The sequence below is a fragment of the Mucilaginibacter sp. OAE612 genome (assembly GCF_041806395.1).
In the GTDB taxonomy this organism is placed as follows: Bacteria; Bacteroidota; Bacteroidia; order Sphingobacteriales; family Sphingobacteriaceae; genus Mucilaginibacter; species Mucilaginibacter rubeus.
The window spans coordinates 6,804,778-6,820,937 of sequence record NZ_JBGMUW010000001.1 but is presented as its reverse complement, the minus strand read 5'-3'; the positions used below and the strand labels follow the sequence as shown (position 1 = coordinate 6,820,937).

At 42.7% G+C, this 16,160-nt stretch carries 15 protein-coding genes; 6 read left to right on the top strand and 9 right to left on the bottom strand.

What is annotated here, in order from left to right; translation table 11 throughout:
* Positions 1-56: 56 nt before the first annotated feature.
* The 4 genes from ABID99_RS28685 to pdhA all read right to left on the bottom strand — a co-directional run bounded on the left by ABID99_RS28685 (position 57) and on the right by pdhA (position 5,199).
* Positions 57-1,466: an anthranilate synthase component I family protein gene (locus ABID99_RS28685; RefSeq protein WP_373615875.1), complete on the bottom strand. Its 1,410-nt coding sequence runs from the start codon at positions 1,464-1,466 to the stop codon at positions 57-59.
* A gap of 248 nt (positions 1,467-1,714) precedes the next feature.
* Entirely contained in the window at positions 1,715-2,140 is a 426-nt protein-coding gene (locus ABID99_RS28680) for a cytochrome B (protein WP_373615874.1), read from the bottom strand.
* Positions 2,141-2,412: 272 nt separating this feature from the next.
* The gene (locus tag ABID99_RS28675) at positions 2,413-4,065 is read right to left on the bottom strand and encodes a 2-oxo acid dehydrogenase subunit E2 (RefSeq protein ID WP_373615873.1); all 1,653 of its coding nucleotides are present in this window, start codon (positions 4,063-4,065) and stop codon (positions 2,413-2,415) included.
* 138 nt (positions 4,066-4,203) lie between these two features.
* Positions 4,204-5,199 (bottom strand): pyruvate dehydrogenase (acetyl-transferring) E1 component subunit alpha, encoded by a 996-nt coding sequence (pdhA, locus tag ABID99_RS28670; RefSeq protein WP_090534807.1) that lies wholly within the window; start codon positions 5,197-5,199, stop codon positions 4,204-4,206.
* A 468-nt stretch (positions 5,200-5,667) separates the two neighbouring features.
* Between pdhA and ABID99_RS28665 the strand changes: the two genes are divergently transcribed.
* Positions 5,668-6,273 carry a C40 family peptidase gene (locus tag ABID99_RS28665; RefSeq protein ID WP_090534806.1) on the top strand — a complete coding sequence of 202 codons (606 nt, stop codon included), beginning with the start codon at positions 5,668-5,670 and terminating at the stop codon, positions 6,271-6,273.
* A 62-nt stretch (positions 6,274-6,335) separates the two neighbouring features.
* Positions 6,336-7,478 (top strand): CapA family protein, encoded by a 1,143-nt coding sequence (locus ABID99_RS28660; RefSeq protein WP_188834643.1) that lies wholly within the window; start codon positions 6,336-6,338, stop codon positions 7,476-7,478.
* A 289-nt stretch (positions 7,479-7,767) separates the two neighbouring features.
* On the opposite strand, the gene ABID99_RS28655 is transcribed toward ABID99_RS28660, so the two are convergent.
* Positions 7,768-7,956, bottom strand: a complete 189-nt coding sequence (locus ABID99_RS28655) for a hypothetical protein (protein ID WP_090534854.1) — start codon at positions 7,954-7,956, stop codon at positions 7,768-7,770.
* A 94-nt stretch (positions 7,957-8,050) separates the two neighbouring features.
* Here ABID99_RS28655 and ABID99_RS28650 point away from each other — a divergent pair, with 94 nt between their 5' ends.
* Complete coding sequence (locus tag ABID99_RS28650; protein ID WP_373615872.1) at positions 8,051-9,007, top strand: SPFH domain-containing protein; 957 nt, start codon at positions 8,051-8,053, stop codon at positions 9,005-9,007.
* Positions 9,008-9,025: 18 nt separating this feature from the next.
* A complete protein-coding gene (locus ABID99_RS28645; RefSeq protein WP_090534801.1) occupies positions 9,026-9,583 on the top strand; it encodes a DUF922 domain-containing protein in 558 nt (185 codons plus the stop codon).
* Positions 9,584-9,662: 79 nt separating this feature from the next.
* Here the strand turns inward: ABID99_RS28645 and ABID99_RS28640 are convergent, their stop codons facing one another.
* The 3 genes from ABID99_RS28640 to ABID99_RS28630 form a co-directional block, all read right to left on the bottom strand.
* Entirely contained in the window at positions 9,663-10,049 is a 387-nt protein-coding gene (locus ABID99_RS28640) for a hypothetical protein (RefSeq protein ID WP_373615871.1), read from the bottom strand.
* A gap of 320 nt (positions 10,050-10,369) precedes the next feature.
* The gene (locus ABID99_RS28635) at positions 10,370-10,906 is read right to left on the bottom strand and encodes a DUF2306 domain-containing protein (protein WP_373615870.1); all 537 of its coding nucleotides are present in this window, start codon (positions 10,904-10,906) and stop codon (positions 10,370-10,372) included.
* Entirely contained in the window at positions 10,903-12,807 is a 1,905-nt protein-coding gene (locus ABID99_RS28630) for a WG repeat-containing protein (RefSeq protein ID WP_373615869.1), read from the bottom strand. The genes ABID99_RS28635 and ABID99_RS28630 overlap by 4 nt, the downstream gene beginning before the upstream one ends.
* A 186-nt stretch (positions 12,808-12,993) precedes the next feature.
* On the opposite strand from ABID99_RS28630, the gene ABID99_RS28625 reads away from it, so the two are divergent.
* Together ABID99_RS28625 and ABID99_RS28620 are read left to right on the top strand one after the other, a co-directional pair.
* Entirely contained in the window at positions 12,994-13,539 is a 546-nt protein-coding gene (locus ABID99_RS28625) for a peroxiredoxin (protein ID WP_090535023.1), read from the top strand.
* A 235-nt stretch (positions 13,540-13,774) separates the two neighbouring features.
* Complete coding sequence (locus ABID99_RS28620; protein WP_091172949.1) at positions 13,775-14,359, top strand: carboxymuconolactone decarboxylase family protein; 585 nt, start codon at positions 13,775-13,777, stop codon at positions 14,357-14,359.
* Positions 14,360-14,614: 255 nt separating this feature from the next.
* Here ABID99_RS28620 and ABID99_RS28615 read toward each other — a convergent pair whose 3' ends face one another.
* Entirely contained in the window at positions 14,615-16,159 is a 1,545-nt protein-coding gene (locus ABID99_RS28615; RefSeq protein ID WP_090535020.1) for a DHA2 family efflux MFS transporter permease subunit, read from the bottom strand.
* Between the last annotated feature and the right edge of the window lies 1 nt (position 16,160).

Below are 16,160 nucleotides of genomic sequence, written 5' to 3'. Positions count from 1 at the left end.
TTCAATATTTGTCAAAATTATTATTCACTATTGTTCCCCCTTCAGGGGGTAGGGGGTTACAGCTCCTCCGCCAGTTCAAAAGCCCTTCTCAAAGCCGAGATCTTGGTATCAACCTCCCGTAATTCACTTTCGGGGATCGAACCAGCCACGATGCCGGCACCTGCCTGATAATGCAGGGTGTTATTTTTGCTTAAAAACGAACGGATCATGATGGCATGGTTAAAATCTCCGTTAAAACCCAGAAAACCTATCGCACCACTGTAAAAGCTGCGTTTAATGTTTTCGTTTTCATCGATGATCTCCATGGCACGGTATTTTGGAGCGCCGCTCAGCGTGCCCGCCGGGTAAGTATCAGCTACAACTTTAAAGGCCGATACACCGGGCTTCAGTTTTCCGCTTACGTGTGATACCAAATGGATCAGGTGCGAGTAATACTGAACCTCTTTAAATGCCTTCACGGTTACATTTTCACAATGACGGCTCAGGTCGTTACGGGCAAGGTCAACCAGCATTACGTGTTCTGCCGACTCCTTAGGGTCATTCTCGAGGTTGCGGGCCAGCTCGGCATCTTTTTCATCATCGCCGCTGCGCTTAAAGGTCCCGGCTATCGGGAAAATATTGGCTACATTATTTTTAATGGTGATCTGCGCCTCGGGCGATGAACCAAAGATCCTGAAATCGCCAAAATCAAAATAAAACAGGTATGGTGATGGGTTGATAGAACGCAGGGCGCGGTAAACGTTAAACTCATCGCCCAGGAAAGTACGGGAGAAAGCCCTTGAAGGCACTATCTGAAAAACATCGCCCCGATAAATGTGCTGCTTCATTTTCTCCACTATGGCAATGAACTCATCGCCGGTAAGGTTCGATTTTTCATCGCCATTGCTTTTAAAGCTATACTCGGGGAAGTTTTTGTTTTTGATGAGGTATTCCAGTTTTTCGATACCGCCATTGGTTGGTGCACCTTCGGGCTGATTATGAAATATGTAAAGTTCATTTTTAAAGTGATCGATAGCGATGATGTACCTGTAAATATGGTACTGCATCACCGGGATCTGGCGTGTAGCATCATCGCTTTGCTTTAGTTTAATGGTTTCATAATGTTCAACGGCCTCGTGGGTAAAGTAACCAAACAAACCATTGGTGATCATTTTTAGCGGCAACGAGTCGGTTTCAAAGCTGCCGGTAAAACTATTAAGCTGCTCGATCAAATCAAACGTACCAGCCTCATGTACTTCCTGGCTGCCATCGGGGTATTGTTTTTTTAGGATACCGTTATTGAGCACGATGCCGCTGAGCGGTTCGCAGCAAATGTAGCTGGTGCTGTTTTCGCGGCTGTGATAATCGGAGCTTTCCAGCAGCAGTGAGTTAGGGAATACATCGCGCAGGCGAAGGTAAATGCTCACCGGTGTGGTGGTGTCGGCCAGCAGCTTTTTATAAGTAGTAGTAATTTTAAATGTGCTCATGTTTATTTTTCAAATATCTTAAAACAAAAAAACCCGGCGAATTGGGGTCGCCGGGTTTCCTATTTAGGTTCACAATTGATTAGGTTGTCTCTGATCAAAAAGCGCAAGCCGGCTGCCAATTTAATTGGTGCCACCAGCTGTTTTTATGTGTGTTTTTAATCATCGCGGTCACAAATTTATAAAGAAATTTGAATTGTCAAATTTTTTGTGAAATTATTTATTTGCTAAATCCTATTAGCTACGTAGAATTACTGTGGAATAAGCATAATACCTACCGAAATAAGTACAATCCCGATCAAATAAAAGATAGCGATGGCTTTATGCTTAGCCTCTGGCAGGGCAGCTTTCTTTGATTTACTGTGCCCGATAGTGATTAATGCTATGGCAATAAGCATGATAACCCAGTGCTCAACAGTCCAGTAACGCGTGATAGGATTTTTCATGGTTTCTTTAGTGAATTGCACATTCGAACTTAAAAAGTATAATATGATGCCCAGCAAAAATTGTGTATGTACCGAGATCATGGCAAACAGGTTAAGCTTGCGGTTGCCCTCGCCATATGGTCTTTTACCCAGCCAGCCCATAAACGCGCGTATAAGGGCCAGCAATACCAGTACAATAACAATGTACCTGAAACCGGAATGGAATTCCTTAAAAAAGCTATAAAGTGTCATACATCAAAATTTGCCGTGAATATACGATATAAAGGTCATTGAAGTCATTAGGTCATCGTGTCATTTTTTGCAGACATAAACTGCCGCGGGCTTTCAGCCCGTGGTGAATCACTATGTAAGCTTTCAGCTTACATTTCTTCAGCTGAAAGCTGAACCCCTGCGCAACCACGGGCTGAAAGCCCGCGGTAGTTTATTCTTATATAAACAAAAAAAGCGATGAGCCTAAACCCATCGCTTTTCAAAATCCGAAATCGAAAATCCGATATTCGAAATTATATGAGAAGCCTTACCGGCTCTTCTAATAATTGTTTTAAAGTTTGCAGGAAGGCAGCAGCAGTAGCACCGTCAACCACGCGGTGGTCGGCGCTCAGGGTAACCTTCATGATGTTGCCAGGTACTACGGCACCATTTTTAACAACCGGAACAGCCTGAATACCGCTTACAGCAAGTATACATGCGTTTGGTGTGTTAATGATGGCCGTAAACTCGTCAACGCCAAACATACCAAGGTTTGAAATGGTGAAAGTAGAACCTTCCATTTCGTTTGGCTGTAGTTTTTTAGATTTTGCTTTGCCTGCAAACTCTTTCACTTCAACCGAAATGTGGCTTAATGATTTACCATCGGCAAATTTGATAACCGGTACCAATAAACCTTCGTCAACAGCAACGGCAACGCCAATGTGAACATGCTCATTAGTGCGGATCTTATCGCCTAAGAATGACGAGTTGATAGAAGGGTGCTGCCTTAAGGCAACAGCGCAGGCTTTAACAACAAAATCATTAAATGAAATTTTAACCGGAGCGATCTCGTTCATACGGGTACGGGCCACAATAGCCTGATCCATATCAATGCTCATGGTTACGTAGAAATGCGGAGCAGTAAACAAGCTTTCGCTTAAGCGGCGGCTGATAGCTTTACGCATTTGAGTAACCGGCCTTTCGCTGAATTTCTCTTCGCCTGTAAAGGTTGGCAATACGATAGGTGCTTTTGCAGCAGCAGCCGGAGCGGCAGCAGGTGCAGCTTCAGTAACAGGAGCCGCAGCCGGTTTAGCCGACGGTGTATATTCTTCCACATCCTTTTTGATGATACGGCCGCCTTCAGCGCTGCCTTTTACATCATTAAGGTTGATACCTTTATCTTTAGCTATTTTACGCGCAAGCGGAGATGCTTTTACGCGGCTATCATCAGTGTTAGAAGCTTCAGTGGCAGTAGCAGTTGCAGTCGCCTCCGTTTTAGTTTCAGTAGCAGGTGCAGCCTCGGCGGCAGGAGCCGAACCACCATCCTGTAATAACGGAGTGATGTCGGTACCTTCTTTACCTACTATGGCAATGATATCATTTACTTTAGCGGCTTCACCTTCTTTAACACCTATATATAACAAGGTACCGGCTTCGTAACCCACAACTTCCATGGTAGCCTTATCGGTTGCCACATCAGCCAGTGAATCATCAGCTTTTACTTTATCGCCAACTTTAAAGTTCCATTTTTCGATGGTACCTTCGGTCATGGTATCGCTTAGCAATGGCATGCGAATCACCGTAGCCGGAATGCTTGATAAATCAACCTTAGGTGCGGCTGGTGCCGGAGTAGCGGCAGGTGCTTTGTCGGCAGCTGGTGCCGCTTCCTTAGCAGGCTCTGCGGCAGCGCCACTGCCAGCCTGGTCAAGTAAAGACTTATAATCTTCACCTTCTTTACCTAAAATGGCAATTACAGAATCAATCGGGGCGGCAGCACCTTCCTGTATACCTATATACAGCAATGTACCATCCTGGTACGATTCAAAATCCATGGTAGCTTTATCAGTTTCAATCTCGGCCAGTACATCGCCCGATTTAACCTTGTCGCCAACTTTTTTATGCCATTTCGCCAATACCCCTTCGGTCATGGTATCGCTCATTTTAGGCATTTTTACTACTTCGGCCATATATTAATAGTATTATAAATTCAGTATAAATATAGTTAGTTCTTATCGTGAAGTTTAAAGTCTGAAGTTTTTAGCCTGAAGTCTTTTTTTTGACCGCAAAGACTATGGGCTTTCGACTTAGTACTTTCGACCTAAAACTTAGTCCCTTATGTAAGGGTAATCTTCTTGAACGTAAACATCTGTATATAATTCAGATGCATCCGGCCATGGCGATTCTTCAGCAAACTTCACAGCTTCATCAACAATAGCTTTGATCTTAGCGTCCATTTCGTCAAACCAAGCTTCATCAGCATATTTTTCGGCAAGGATAGTTTGTTTGGTAGCCTCAAGAGGGTCTTTCGCTTTATAGCTTTCCAACTCCTCTTTAGTACGATACTTTTGCGGATCGGACATGGAGTGACCTTTATAGCGGTAAGTACGCATTTCAAGGAAGGTTGGACCTTCGCCTGCACGCGCGCGCTGAACAGCTTCGTCCATTGCTACGTGTACAGCAGCAGGGTCCATACCATCAACCGGCGATGAAGGGATTCCATAAGGCAGGCCTAGTTTATAAATATCAGTCTGCGCGGTTGTACGCTCAACAGAAGTACCCATGGCGTAACCATTGTTTTCGCAAACAAAAATTACAGGCAGTTTCCAAAGCGCAGCCATATTAAAAGTTTCGGTAAGCGCGCCCTGGCGTACGGCACCATCGCCCATATAGGCAATGTTCACAAACTCGGTACCTTTATATTTTTCGGCAAAAGCAATCCCGGCACCCAGTGGTACCTGGCCGCCCACAATGCCGTGACCACCATAAAAATGTTTTTCTTTATCAAACATGTGCATAGAACCACCTTTGCCTTTTGAGCATCCGGTAGCTTTACCATACATTTCGGCCATAATGGCGTTTGGAGTTACACCTTTAGCAAGTGCATGAGCATGATCACGATATGCGGTGATCATACTGTCTTCAGGTTTAATTACAGACATGGCTCCGGCCAAAACAGCCTCCTGCCCAATATATAAGTGGCAAAAGCCCCTGATCTTTTGTTGTCCGTATAACTGTCCTGTTTTTTCTTCGAACCTGCGCATCAATAGCATCTGTTCGTACCACATCAGGTAGGTGTCCTTGTTTATTTCGATTGAACTCATGTATTAAACAACCTTTTTGGAGTAAAGCGCAAATCTAATTATATCCTGCAAAATATCGAAACCTCAAGCAAATTGTTGCAAAATTTTATTTGGTGGCCTTAAAGTGTGTTTAAACACAACAAACTGGCTGTTTATGAGTTTGGCATAGTCCGGCAGGTTAAAATAGAACTTAAAAAAAACACACCACGGCGCAATAAATTATCGTTTTACGAAGTTTTAGAAGGGTTGTTTTTCGCAAAAGACTAAAAAAAGCCTTTAAATAATTACAACCAAATTACATTAATACACGTACAAAAGCCTGTTTATTAAAAGGATGTGTAATAAAAAGCACTTTTTTATATTTTTTGAAAAATAAGCTGCATTTATTTGCAATTTTAAAAAATATAAATAGTTTTGTAGAGCACGATAGACATAGTGTCTGATTTAATAAACAATTTGTTGTCCTAACTCAACAAACAAACTGATTAAATGAAGAAATTTGCCCTGGCTATTGCCTTACTTTTCAGCGTCGTAGCTTCACAAGCTCAAACCAAAAGTGCTCAAAGCACCAGTGATGATAACAAAGACGACCAGGAAAGTTTAGGTAAAGCATACTTTTCCCAAATTATGGGAGTTGCTTTATCTGCTACTTCAAACATGAAACTCTTTCACTTTGTTTACGATTGGATTGGTACCCCTTACCATTTTGGCGGAAGCTCAAGAAGAGGCATTGACTGCTCAGCCTTCACCAAAGAATTGTACAGCGAAGTTTTTAACCTTGATATTAAACGTAACTCACGCGATATTTTCAGCATGGTTAACCCTGTTGGTAAGGATGAGTTAAAAGAAGGCGATTTGGTTTTCTTTAAGATCCACAGCCGCAGCATTTCGCATGTAGGTATTTACCTGGGTAATAATAAATTTGCTCATGCCTCGTCAAGGGGTGTAGCCATCAGTAGCCTTGACGATGCTTACTACAGCCGTTTCTTTTATAAAGGCGGCAGGTTGTTAGCTTCATTTAAGGATGAGTTTAAAGGTTCGGCATCGACGGGTAACAACGATATGGGCGACGACGTAGACGAAAGCAAGAACTAAACGATTTTGAAATAAATAAACTAATTTGGTCCCTTCATCCCGGTGAGGGGATTTTTTTTATAATGAAATTTTTATTGCTTACGGCAGCCTGCCTGGCGCTGTTTTTACAAGCGTGTAACCATCCGCCAAATAAAAAACAAATCCTGGCCCCTGCACCTAAACCCGATACTGCCACTACAACAACTACATCAGTTGTTCAGCCTGATTCATCCATATCCATTGCCGCTGTTGGCGATATGATGCTCGGAACATCGTACCCTAATAATTATACCCTCCCACCCGACAGTGCGAAAAACAGTTTTAATGTAATAGCTAACGAACTAAGAAACGCCGACGTAACTTTTGGCAATCTTGAAGGCAGCTTGCTTGACGGAGGGAACCCCGCCCATTATAAACTGCATCAACGAAGTAAAGCTTACTTGTTCAGGATGCCTACAGCCTATGCAGGCGTTTTTAAAAACGCCGGTTTTAACTTGCTGAGCCTGGCCAATAACCATATAGGCGATTTTGGCGATACGGGCCGGATGAGTACCACTCACGTGCTTGATAGCATAGGGATTAATTATGGCGGATTGCTTAGCCACCCCTCCACGGTGTTCGAACGTAACGGTGTTAAATATGGCTTTTGCGCTTTTGCCCCCAATGCCAATACCCTGCCTATTCTCGACCTAAAGAACGCAGCCCGTATCATAAGCCAACTGAAACAGCAGTGTGATATTCTCATTGTATCGTTTCATGGTGGTGGCGAGGGCGTAGCTTATGAACATATTCCTTTTGCAATGGAATCATTCATCAGCGAAAAGCGTGGCGATGTAAATGCCTTTGCCCATAATGCTATTGATGCCGGTGCGGATATTATATTGGGCAATGGCCCGCACGTGAGCCGGGCAATGGAGGTTTATAAAAACCGGCTGATCGCTTACAGTCTCGGTAACTTTTGTACTTATAAATCAGTAAGTGTAGCGGGGGTTTGCGGTCTGGCGCCATTACTAAAAGTAAACCTGAATAAAAAGGGAGAGTTTTTGAAAGGGCGCATCATATCCCTAAGGCAAGCGCATGATAAAGGGCTTGAACTTGATTCGCTTAACCGTGCTGCTATCCGGATCAGGGAACTTACAGAAGCCGACTTCCCGAATGCGGGATTACTTATATCCGACACGGGCGAGATCAGCCTTAACCCGGCTATTCAGAGCGAGAATTTATAAATAGATACCAGGGCAGGAATTGACTCCGGTATCTACATAGCTGTTAAACTTAAGAGAAAAAGCGCGGGATTGTGCGATTCCCCTCTTGAGATGGGCGGAGGGGTGTGTTGCTACTTTGGTAAACTTGTAGCAGAAACATACCCCCGCTCCCGCTCGCTTCTCCGCCCCCCTCTCAAGAAGGGATTTTTATTTTTCTACACTCTTTTCCCGAAGGAAAAGAGTGGTCGTACAGCAAAGCGCAGGCCGGGTGAGTAAATTATGCGATTTACCATACAGGCTAACACGCTATTTAAGCCGCTTCATCCTTAGTATTCCGCACCAGGCTGATACCCGTTGTAAAAAATATTAATGAGATAATACCTATTACCACCATGGTGGTTATTTGCGCGCTATGGTTTATGATAGCTACACCGGTATAAATAAGGCCAACTATACCAAGCACGCTCAATATAGCTCCAAAAGTTCGTTTTAAGTTCATGACAGGTGTGTTGTTTTTTATAAGCATTTTTTAAAAAACAAATAACACACCAATAATTAATGCTACTTTTATTTTAAACATAATAAACCAAACCATGCCCGAATCATTTGGATCATTGATAACAATCATCATTTTTGTTGTTATCCTTATTACTATTTTCACCTCGTTTGTGTCTGTAAAACAGGGCACTATAGTAGTTATCACCGTATTTGGCAAATACCGCCGCATCCTAACCCCGGGGCTTAATTTCAAGATCCCTTTTATCGAAAACATTTACTCCAAAATCTCTATCCAAAACCGCTCGGTTGAGCTGGAGTTCCAGGCGGTAACTTACGACCAGGCCAATGTGTATTTTAAGGCCATGCTGCTGTACTCGGTACTTGACCAGCAGGAAGAAACCATCAAAAACGTAGCTTTTAAATTTGTTGATGAGCGTAACCTGATGCAGGCCCTGATCCGTACGGTTGAAGGCTCCATCCGTGCTTTTGTAGCTACCAAACGCCAGAGCGAGGTACTGATATTACGCCGCGATATTGTTGAACACGTAAAAGAGCAACTGGATGTGATACTGGAAGGCTGGGGCTACCACCTGCAGGACCTCCAGTTAAACGACATTACTTTTGATGATGTGATCATGAAATCAATGAGCCAGGTAGTTGCTTCAAACAACCTGAAAGCCGCTGCCGAGAACGAAGGCCAGGCCCTGCTCATCACCAAAACCAAAGCTGCCGAGGCCGAGGGTAACGCTATCAAAATTTCGGCCCAGGCCGAGCGTGAGGCAGCTCAATTACGTGGCCAGGGCATTGCGCTGTTCCGCGAGGAAGTTGCCCGCGGTATGACTGTAGCCGCTAAAGAAATGGCCGAAGCCAACATGGATACCTCGGTGATTTTGTTCACCATGTGGACAGAATCCATCAAACACTGTTTCCGAAAACTCAAAAGGGAATGTTATTTTCCTGGATGGCTCAACCGATCAGATGCAACATACGTTAAAAGAAATGATGGCCTTAAACCTTTTACATACCGACAACGTCAAAAAGTAAAAGTTTGAAACCGCCAGTTTTTTTAAATGAAAAGAAATATAGTGAAAGTGATAGGCCCTGCGGCCATGTGTTTTTTAATGATGATTGCGCCTGCTTCGGCACAGTCATTTCACCAGCTAACTGCCAATGATTTTTGGGGAACGCCGCGGGCTAATGCCGGCGGCGTTGTAGCTTATACCAACTGCACCATCGACTACCGGTACCAGGCCCGGCGCGAAGGCAGGGGTTACCGGCTGAATTTTAACATCAGGCTCATCCTTAACAACAATAAATCATGGCTTGATAAAAGCAGGGTTAATACGCCGCAGCAACTCAGCGAAATACTGAAACATGAGCAGGGCCATTACACCATTGCCTTTTTAGAGCAGCAGGAGCTGCTACGCATAGTAAGCAATACCCGTTTCAGCAATAATTACAACTACGAAGCCATGGCCATTTTTAACCGTATCGACGCCAAGTACAAACAGCTCAATGCCGATTATGATGAGGATACGGCTCACATGACAGATCGCAAGCAACAGCATAGCTGGGACGTGTATTTTCAGCAGAAGCTTAAGTTTTTGCCAGGGGATACGGAGAGTTAGTTTTTTTTTGCATGCTCAAACATCCTTTGCCTAAGGAGTAAAAGCGAGGGATTGCGCGATTCCCTTCCGGGCATAGCCGTCAATTTAAGCGAAAGCAATAAAAATGAGTTTTTTTTTGAGATTGAGGGCAGAACGTAGTTTGCCCGTAAAGGCAAACTTTATGTATTTTTGCTCTCATAGTTTTATTTCTATTTTTTTGAAAGGCAGACCGGTGAAGGTCCTTGATGTTGATCTCAAGACCTTGTATCTCTCTACAAGGCAATTCTATCGCTAAAAGTCGCTCCAGGGCTCCTTTGATAAACTCCGTCAGCCCTTCATTATACTTTTGATGCAAAGCCTGTTTCGATATATTAAATGACTGCCTTAACATCAGCTGCATACTCATGCCATTAAATGATTGATTGCTGTCAAATAGCAGCGTATCCAGAAGATCTGCTCCGCTTATCTTCTGGATACGTTTGATCACTCCCGTCTCTTTCCTCAGGATATCAAGAAATCCTGGGTCAAATAATTCCGCTTTTAAGCGTTTAAATAACCCTGTCAGGTTTGGTTGGCCGATTCTTGCTCTTAAAAATTTTCATACTATTCCTTAAATTGACGACTATGCTCTCAAGAGGGGGGCATTAATGCGCATTAGCGGCATTGCTTTGTTCCTTTACAGCAATGACGCTTTTGTTTTACACCGGTTCTCGCTCTACCTCAACCGGCCTTTTACCATACCTATTAATAACTTCAGCCAAAATCAAATTAGGTACCCAGCTTAAAAAGGCAATGATGAGGTAGTTATTATGAAAATTTTACGCCATTACCTAAAACAGTAAACAGCCAGATATAAAAGCGCAGGGTAACCGCGCCGAAGGCGAGGGCATAACTCCGGTTCATCATTTTGATGTGATCGTCAATCCTTCCTTTTTTTATCAGCAGAAACGCAGCCAGTGTAAAAGCAGCCCACAATGTGTTTTGCAATAAAAAAGATATGAATACACCCGTTCCCCGGTTTATAAAAAGCGTCATGACATAGGCTCCCGGCGCAGCAAAAAAAAGCACACCAAACACATACAATTTTCCCAATGCCCTGTGCAGCGCTTTATTATTATATACCTTTTTTGAAAACTGAAAGAATCCGGCCAGTAGGATCACACTGCTGCCTATAATATGACAATAAAAAGCAGGCAGGTACCACCCGGTTTCAACCGCCTTTTGTTTGATGTGCAAAAAGTAGGAGTCATGATTAAAATCCCAGTATTGAATAAATGTGCCCGCACAAAGCACAAACACCCAAAAAAAGGCAAAGTATCTCAATATGCGGGTTGTAATGCTCATTTAGCTGCAAGTACATTAGGCTTTATTGCCGGCAATCCTTTAAGCTTCTGATCAATCCACTGGATATTATATTTGTCAATTTCGGTAAGCGAATCCTGAACGCTGACGTTTTCTGATTTATAATGTCCGTAAAATTGTTGTTCGAACATCTCCGTCCAGCGTTTGTCTTTAAACTTATAATTATAATCGGCATAAATTTCGTTTTTCATATATCGCAGCACTTCTGGCGAAATTGCCCCGCTGCTGGTCATTTCATATCGGCCATCGATCATCTTATAACAAATGTAACAGCCATCAATAAAATGATTGTCCATTTTACGGAATTTAGTAAATGCAAAAACCCTTTTGGTGTTCATCGTTTCCTCCACCTTGCCGTTTTGTATCTTTAGCAGATGAAATACTGGCAGTTCATTTAGATATGTGTTGTTATATAATTCAATACTTCCAACAGATGTTACTTTAACCTCCAGTAACGAATCGCTCAGCGCATTGATGTTAAACTCATTGCAACGGCCGCTGAATTCGCCGCCACCTTCTTCAGTATTAATATCGGTATTGATCCGGTAACCATACAGCTTATTATTCTTGTTATCAATAAGCACCATATTGTTGCTGTCATAAAATTCCGCCCGGCCGCCTATAAAGTAATCGCGGATGGAGTAATAAGCACTTTGGATCCAATTATCGCTACCTGTTGCTGAGCTGTTTACAGGCAAAGCTTTGGCTTTTACAATGTACCGACTGCTTGACTCTTCAAAATAAACATGGTTTCGCAGCGGATTTTTAAATTGTTTAATTCCTGAAATTAAATGCAGATCATCAAGGTATGAAGGAGGAATGTAAATAGCTCCATGCTGCTCCCTTGAATTAAACTCGGTAATCCCGCCTGCCGGGCTTTGATTTAGAGTGAACGAAGCCGGTTGCTTAAGTTTACCGAAAATATCCTTCACGTGAATATCCGCCTTTTCCGAAACCGTATAATCGCTTTTCAGCCAAAAATAATCATCGCCCTTCCTAATAGCTGCAACGTTTTCAGCATCGTTCAGAGGGAATATCTGGTCATATTCCACAGGTAATACTACTTTGCCGCTAAGGTCATAGAAGCCGCGTTTGTGGCCTTTTTCTACTTCAACAAGGTTAGGAAAAGTGCCGCCTATGGTATATACAAGATCGTATTCGGCCGGAATTATCTCTTTGTAATCAGGACTTACCAATCCCATTTTATAGGTTTTAGCGGTATCTTTTTCCTGCTGAAATTGTTCAAAAAAATCCCATTTGCCTTTTACCACATAAAAATAGGTTTGATCTTTAATGTGGCTAAACCAAATTATGCTATCGTATTTGGTCTTTAGGTTATTAGCATCGGCGAAAGCCTTTAAAGTTACCGGGCTGTAAATCTCTTTATCACTGTAATTTTTTTGCCAGGCACTGCTTTTATAAGCTATATAATCGGTCATGAAGCTGGTGCCATCAACCTGGTAAATTTTGTATTTGTTATTCTCTTCTTTTTCAATAGTGAACGTCAAACTACTTAGTCTGCTGCTGAGATGATCACCACTAAATGTTACCGGTACCACTGCAACCGCAAGTTCGGGGTTCGTAAAGGTGATCGTGCTTTGATCAACATTCAACTCAAGCTTAAACGAGGTTTCAGGGTCATCAGCTTTGTTGATCAATGCCGCAATTAAACGGCTGATAGGTTCACTGTTTTGCTTATCCTGGAAATATGCGAGTAAGGAGTCACGATTACCCTTAATTAATTGTTGATTGAAATTTTTCAGGAACTGGGTTATATCGCCCTGTTTTGGAGAGGAAGCACCCTTCCCTTTCAATAAGAAGTATCCGCTTATAGCTAAAATAACTACAGTTACCGTAATGATTATAACAGGTTTGGTTTTCATACAACCAAGGTAAGCTATTTTTTGAAATAGTAAAAACGAGCCAAAATCCTTAAAATTAGGCCAATAAATATTACTTATATTACATAATAACTATATAGTTAAAATCTATACAACATCAATTATAAGTATTCAGGGGGCGGTTTTAAATTTCTATATTTGCATAAACATTAAAAGAAATATCAAAATATGTTAACCATAGGACAAAAATTCCCCGAATTTTCTAAAACAGCAGTAGTAAGCCTTGAAAAAGGTAAAGAGTTTGAAACCCTTACTTCTGAGTATTTAACCAACGATGATAACGTTTGGACTGTAATGTTCTGGTGGCCAAAAGACTTCACTTTTGTTTGCCCTACTGAAATTGCCGAATTCAACAAAAACTTTGGCGAATTCCGCGACCGCGAAACCCGTTTGATCGGTGCTTCTACCGACTCTGAGTTTGTTCACGCTGCATGGAGAAGAGATCACGACGATTTGCGTGATTTGAAATTCCCTATGCTTGCTGATACTTCAAAATCATTAGCTGAAGATTTGGGTATTTTAGAGCCAACTGAAAAAATTGCTTACCGTGCTACTTTCATCATCGACCCACAAGGTATCATCCGCTGGGTATCAGTTAACGACCTGAGCGTTGGCCGTAACGTGAAAGAAGTATTACGCGTACTTGACGGTTTACAAACCGACGAGCTTTGCCCTTGCAACTGGGAAAAAGGTCAGGAAACTTTAACTGTATAATTGTACAATAGATAAACGTCCCCGTACTGTATCCGGTGCGGGGATTTTTTACACCCTTTTTTAAGCTGAAGAAAGATCGAAAACGAAAGGCTAAAAGCCTAAAGCTGAAGTTGTTTTAGTAGAGACGCATCACATGCGTCTCCCTCCAGGACACGCAACCTGCTTAGCGATATCGATTTTCATGTGGGAGACGCATGTGATGCGTCTCTACAATAAAAATTAACCCCCAAAAAAAATGAACGAAAGTACCGAAGTGATCCAGGAGATACTTGAAAGTATCGGATTAGATAAAAATTATCGCACAGCCAGCCTGAGCCTTTTAGAAACAGGCGAATCCCGTTACCTGCGCGATTTAAAGCTGAACTTTACGAGCACCCTTACCTCAGCACATTTAACTAATAAAGAATGCGCCTTGCTGGGTTTGGCTACTGCTGTAAACAATAACAATGTTCCGCTTACCAACTTCTTTACCAAATACGCTAAAGAAAACGAAGCTACCGATGCCGAAATTGCCGAAGCTGTAGGTTGCGCCTCATTGTTGGCATCAAACAACGTATTTTACCGTTTCAGGCATTTTACCCAAAAGGAAAAGTACACCCAAATCCCGGCACGGATCCGTATGCAGTTAATGATGAAACCGGTAACCGGTAAAGAGTTTTTTGAACTGGCCAGTTTAGCAGTATCAGCCATTAATGGTTGCGAAATGTGCGTGAACGCACATGAGGATTCGCTTATAAAATTAGGCACCACCGAGGAGCGTATTTTTGATGCCGTACGTATAGCGTCATTAATTACCGCTACAGGTAAAGTTATATTTTAACAAGCTTAACTTATTTTAACAATGAAAAAGGCATGAAACAATAAAATTTCATGCCTTTTTCATAAATAGTATTTTATTGCCCAATAAAATTTGCGTTTATTAATTAAAATCCAGTAAATTTATACCTTAAGATTAAACAAACCCCGGTCGCAATATTCAAATATGTTGTTTATGCGGGAGGAGTTACTTAAATTTTAATTGTTAATTTTTTTTGGGGAAAGCCGTTCCGGTAATAGTGGAACGGCTTTTATTGTTTTAGTGCGAATCCGCAACAGCTTTCAGCTTTTTGAACGGCTGCAGGTAAAGCAACGGTATCGAAAATAACATCACCAATCCCGATATCCAATAAGCATCGTCATACGTTAACAACAATGTTTGCCTGGTAACCATACCTTCGATAGCCTGATATGCCATATGGGTGGCATCAATCATTGATTTGCCTTTGGCCATAAATCCCTGGGTAAGCATGTGCAAACGGTCATTAAACGGATTGTTATACGGATTGATATTTACAAGCAGATTATTGCGGTGCACACCCTGGCGTATATGGATGAGGGTGGTTAATGTAGCTATCCCGAAAGAACCACCCAACTGGCGCATCATATTGTTCAAGCCCGATCCCTGACCTAACTCAGGGCCCTTCAAATCTGCCATGGCCAACGTAGTAAGCGGCACAAATAATAAAGCCATACCCACACCACGGATTAATAACGGTATTAACACATCCTTTTCGCCCGTAGCCAGTGTCGAATTGCTTAACATATGTGTAAATACATAAAAAAGGAACATGCCCGCAGTAGCCATAAACTGGGCTGGTATGCCCTTATTTAGCATTTTGCCTATAAATGGCATCATCACAATGGTACATAAACCACCGGGGAACAACAGCTCACCGGTTTGCTGGGCGTTAAAGCCAAGCAGATTTTGACAAAACACCGGGAACACGAACACCGATCCATACAAACCAAACCCAAGTATAAAGGATGTGAACATGCCCACAGCAAAACTTCGGTGCCGCAGAATGCTGAAGTTTACAATCGGGTGCTCGGTACTCATCTCACGCCAAATGAATAATATGGTACCTAATACAGCTGATATAGTTAAAACCAGGATGTATGGCTTAGCAAACCAGTCTTCACTTTCACCTTTTTCAAGTACGGTTTGTAAGCTGCCTACTGCAATAGCCAGCAGGATAATACCCCACCAGTCAACAGGTTTGCCTTTGGCATCCTTGGGTGTTTCCCGCACGAAGGTGTACGTACAAAACGCCGCCAGCGCCCCCACCGGGATATTCACGTAAAAGATCCAGGGCCATGAGTAGTTTTCAACTATCCAGCCGCCAATGGTTGGGCCTACTGTTGGGCCTACAACCGCTCCCAAACCAAATAGCGCGGTTGCAGTACCTATCTGCTCACGAGGCCAGGTTTCAAGCAATATGGCCTGGGCTGTCGAAATCAAACCACCGCCGGCAATACCCTGAATAATCCTGAACAATACCAGCTCATCCATACTGTGCGCGTTACCACATAAAAATGATACGATGGTAAACACTATGATAGATGCCATGAAATAGTTTTTACGCCCAAAACGGCCGCCCAGCCAACCCGACATGGGCAATATGATCACGTTTGCTACCGCATACCCGGTAACTACCCAGGCCACATCCTCAAGGGTTGCGCCAAGGTTACCTTGTATGTGAGGCAACGCTACGTTAACGATAGTGGTATCAATCAGCTCCAGTAATGAAGCTGTGATCACCGTAATGGTGATGATCCACTTTTTAAAGCCAGTTTCAGCCATA

Coding starts and splice junctions, on each gene's coding strand:
- ABID99_RS28685 (WP_373615875.1), bottom strand. CDS start 1,466: ATGAGCACATTTAAAATTACTACTACTTATAAAAAGCTGCTGGCCGAC.
- ABID99_RS28680 (WP_373615874.1), bottom strand. CDS start 2,140: ATGACACTTTATAGCTTTTTTAAGGAATTCCATTCCGGTTTCAGGTAC.
- ABID99_RS28675 (WP_373615873.1), bottom strand. CDS start 4,065: ATGGCCGAAGTAGTAAAAATGCCTAAAATGAGCGATACCATGACCGAA.
- pdhA (WP_090534807.1), bottom strand. CDS start 5,199: ATGAGTTCAATCGAAATAAACAAGGACACCTACCTGATGTGGTACGAA.
- ABID99_RS28665 (WP_090534806.1), top strand. CDS start 5,668: ATGAAGAAATTTGCCCTGGCTATTGCCTTACTTTTCAGCGTCGTAGCT.
- ABID99_RS28660 (WP_188834643.1), top strand. CDS start 6,336: ATGAAATTTTTATTGCTTACGGCAGCCTGCCTGGCGCTGTTTTTACAA.
- ABID99_RS28655 (WP_090534854.1), bottom strand. CDS start 7,956: ATGAACTTAAAACGAACTTTTGGAGCTATATTGAGCGTGCTTGGTATA.
- ABID99_RS28650 (WP_373615872.1), top strand. CDS start 8,051: ATGCCCGAATCATTTGGATCATTGATAACAATCATCATTTTTGTTGTT.
- ABID99_RS28645 (WP_090534801.1), top strand. CDS start 9,026: ATGAAAAGAAATATAGTGAAAGTGATAGGCCCTGCGGCCATGTGTTTT.
- ABID99_RS28635 (WP_373615870.1), bottom strand. CDS start 10,906: ATGAGCATTACAACCCGCATATTGAGATACTTTGCCTTTTTTTGGGTG.
- ABID99_RS28630 (WP_373615869.1), bottom strand. CDS start 12,807: ATGAAAACCAAACCTGTTATAATCATTACGGTAACTGTAGTTATTTTA.
- ABID99_RS28625 (WP_090535023.1), top strand. CDS start 12,994: ATGTTAACCATAGGACAAAAATTCCCCGAATTTTCTAAAACAGCAGTA.
- ABID99_RS28620 (WP_091172949.1), top strand. CDS start 13,775: ATGAACGAAAGTACCGAAGTGATCCAGGAGATACTTGAAAGTATCGGA.
- ABID99_RS28615 (WP_090535020.1), bottom strand. CDS start 16,159: ATGGCTGAAACTGGCTTTAAAAAGTGGATCATCACCATTACGGTGATC.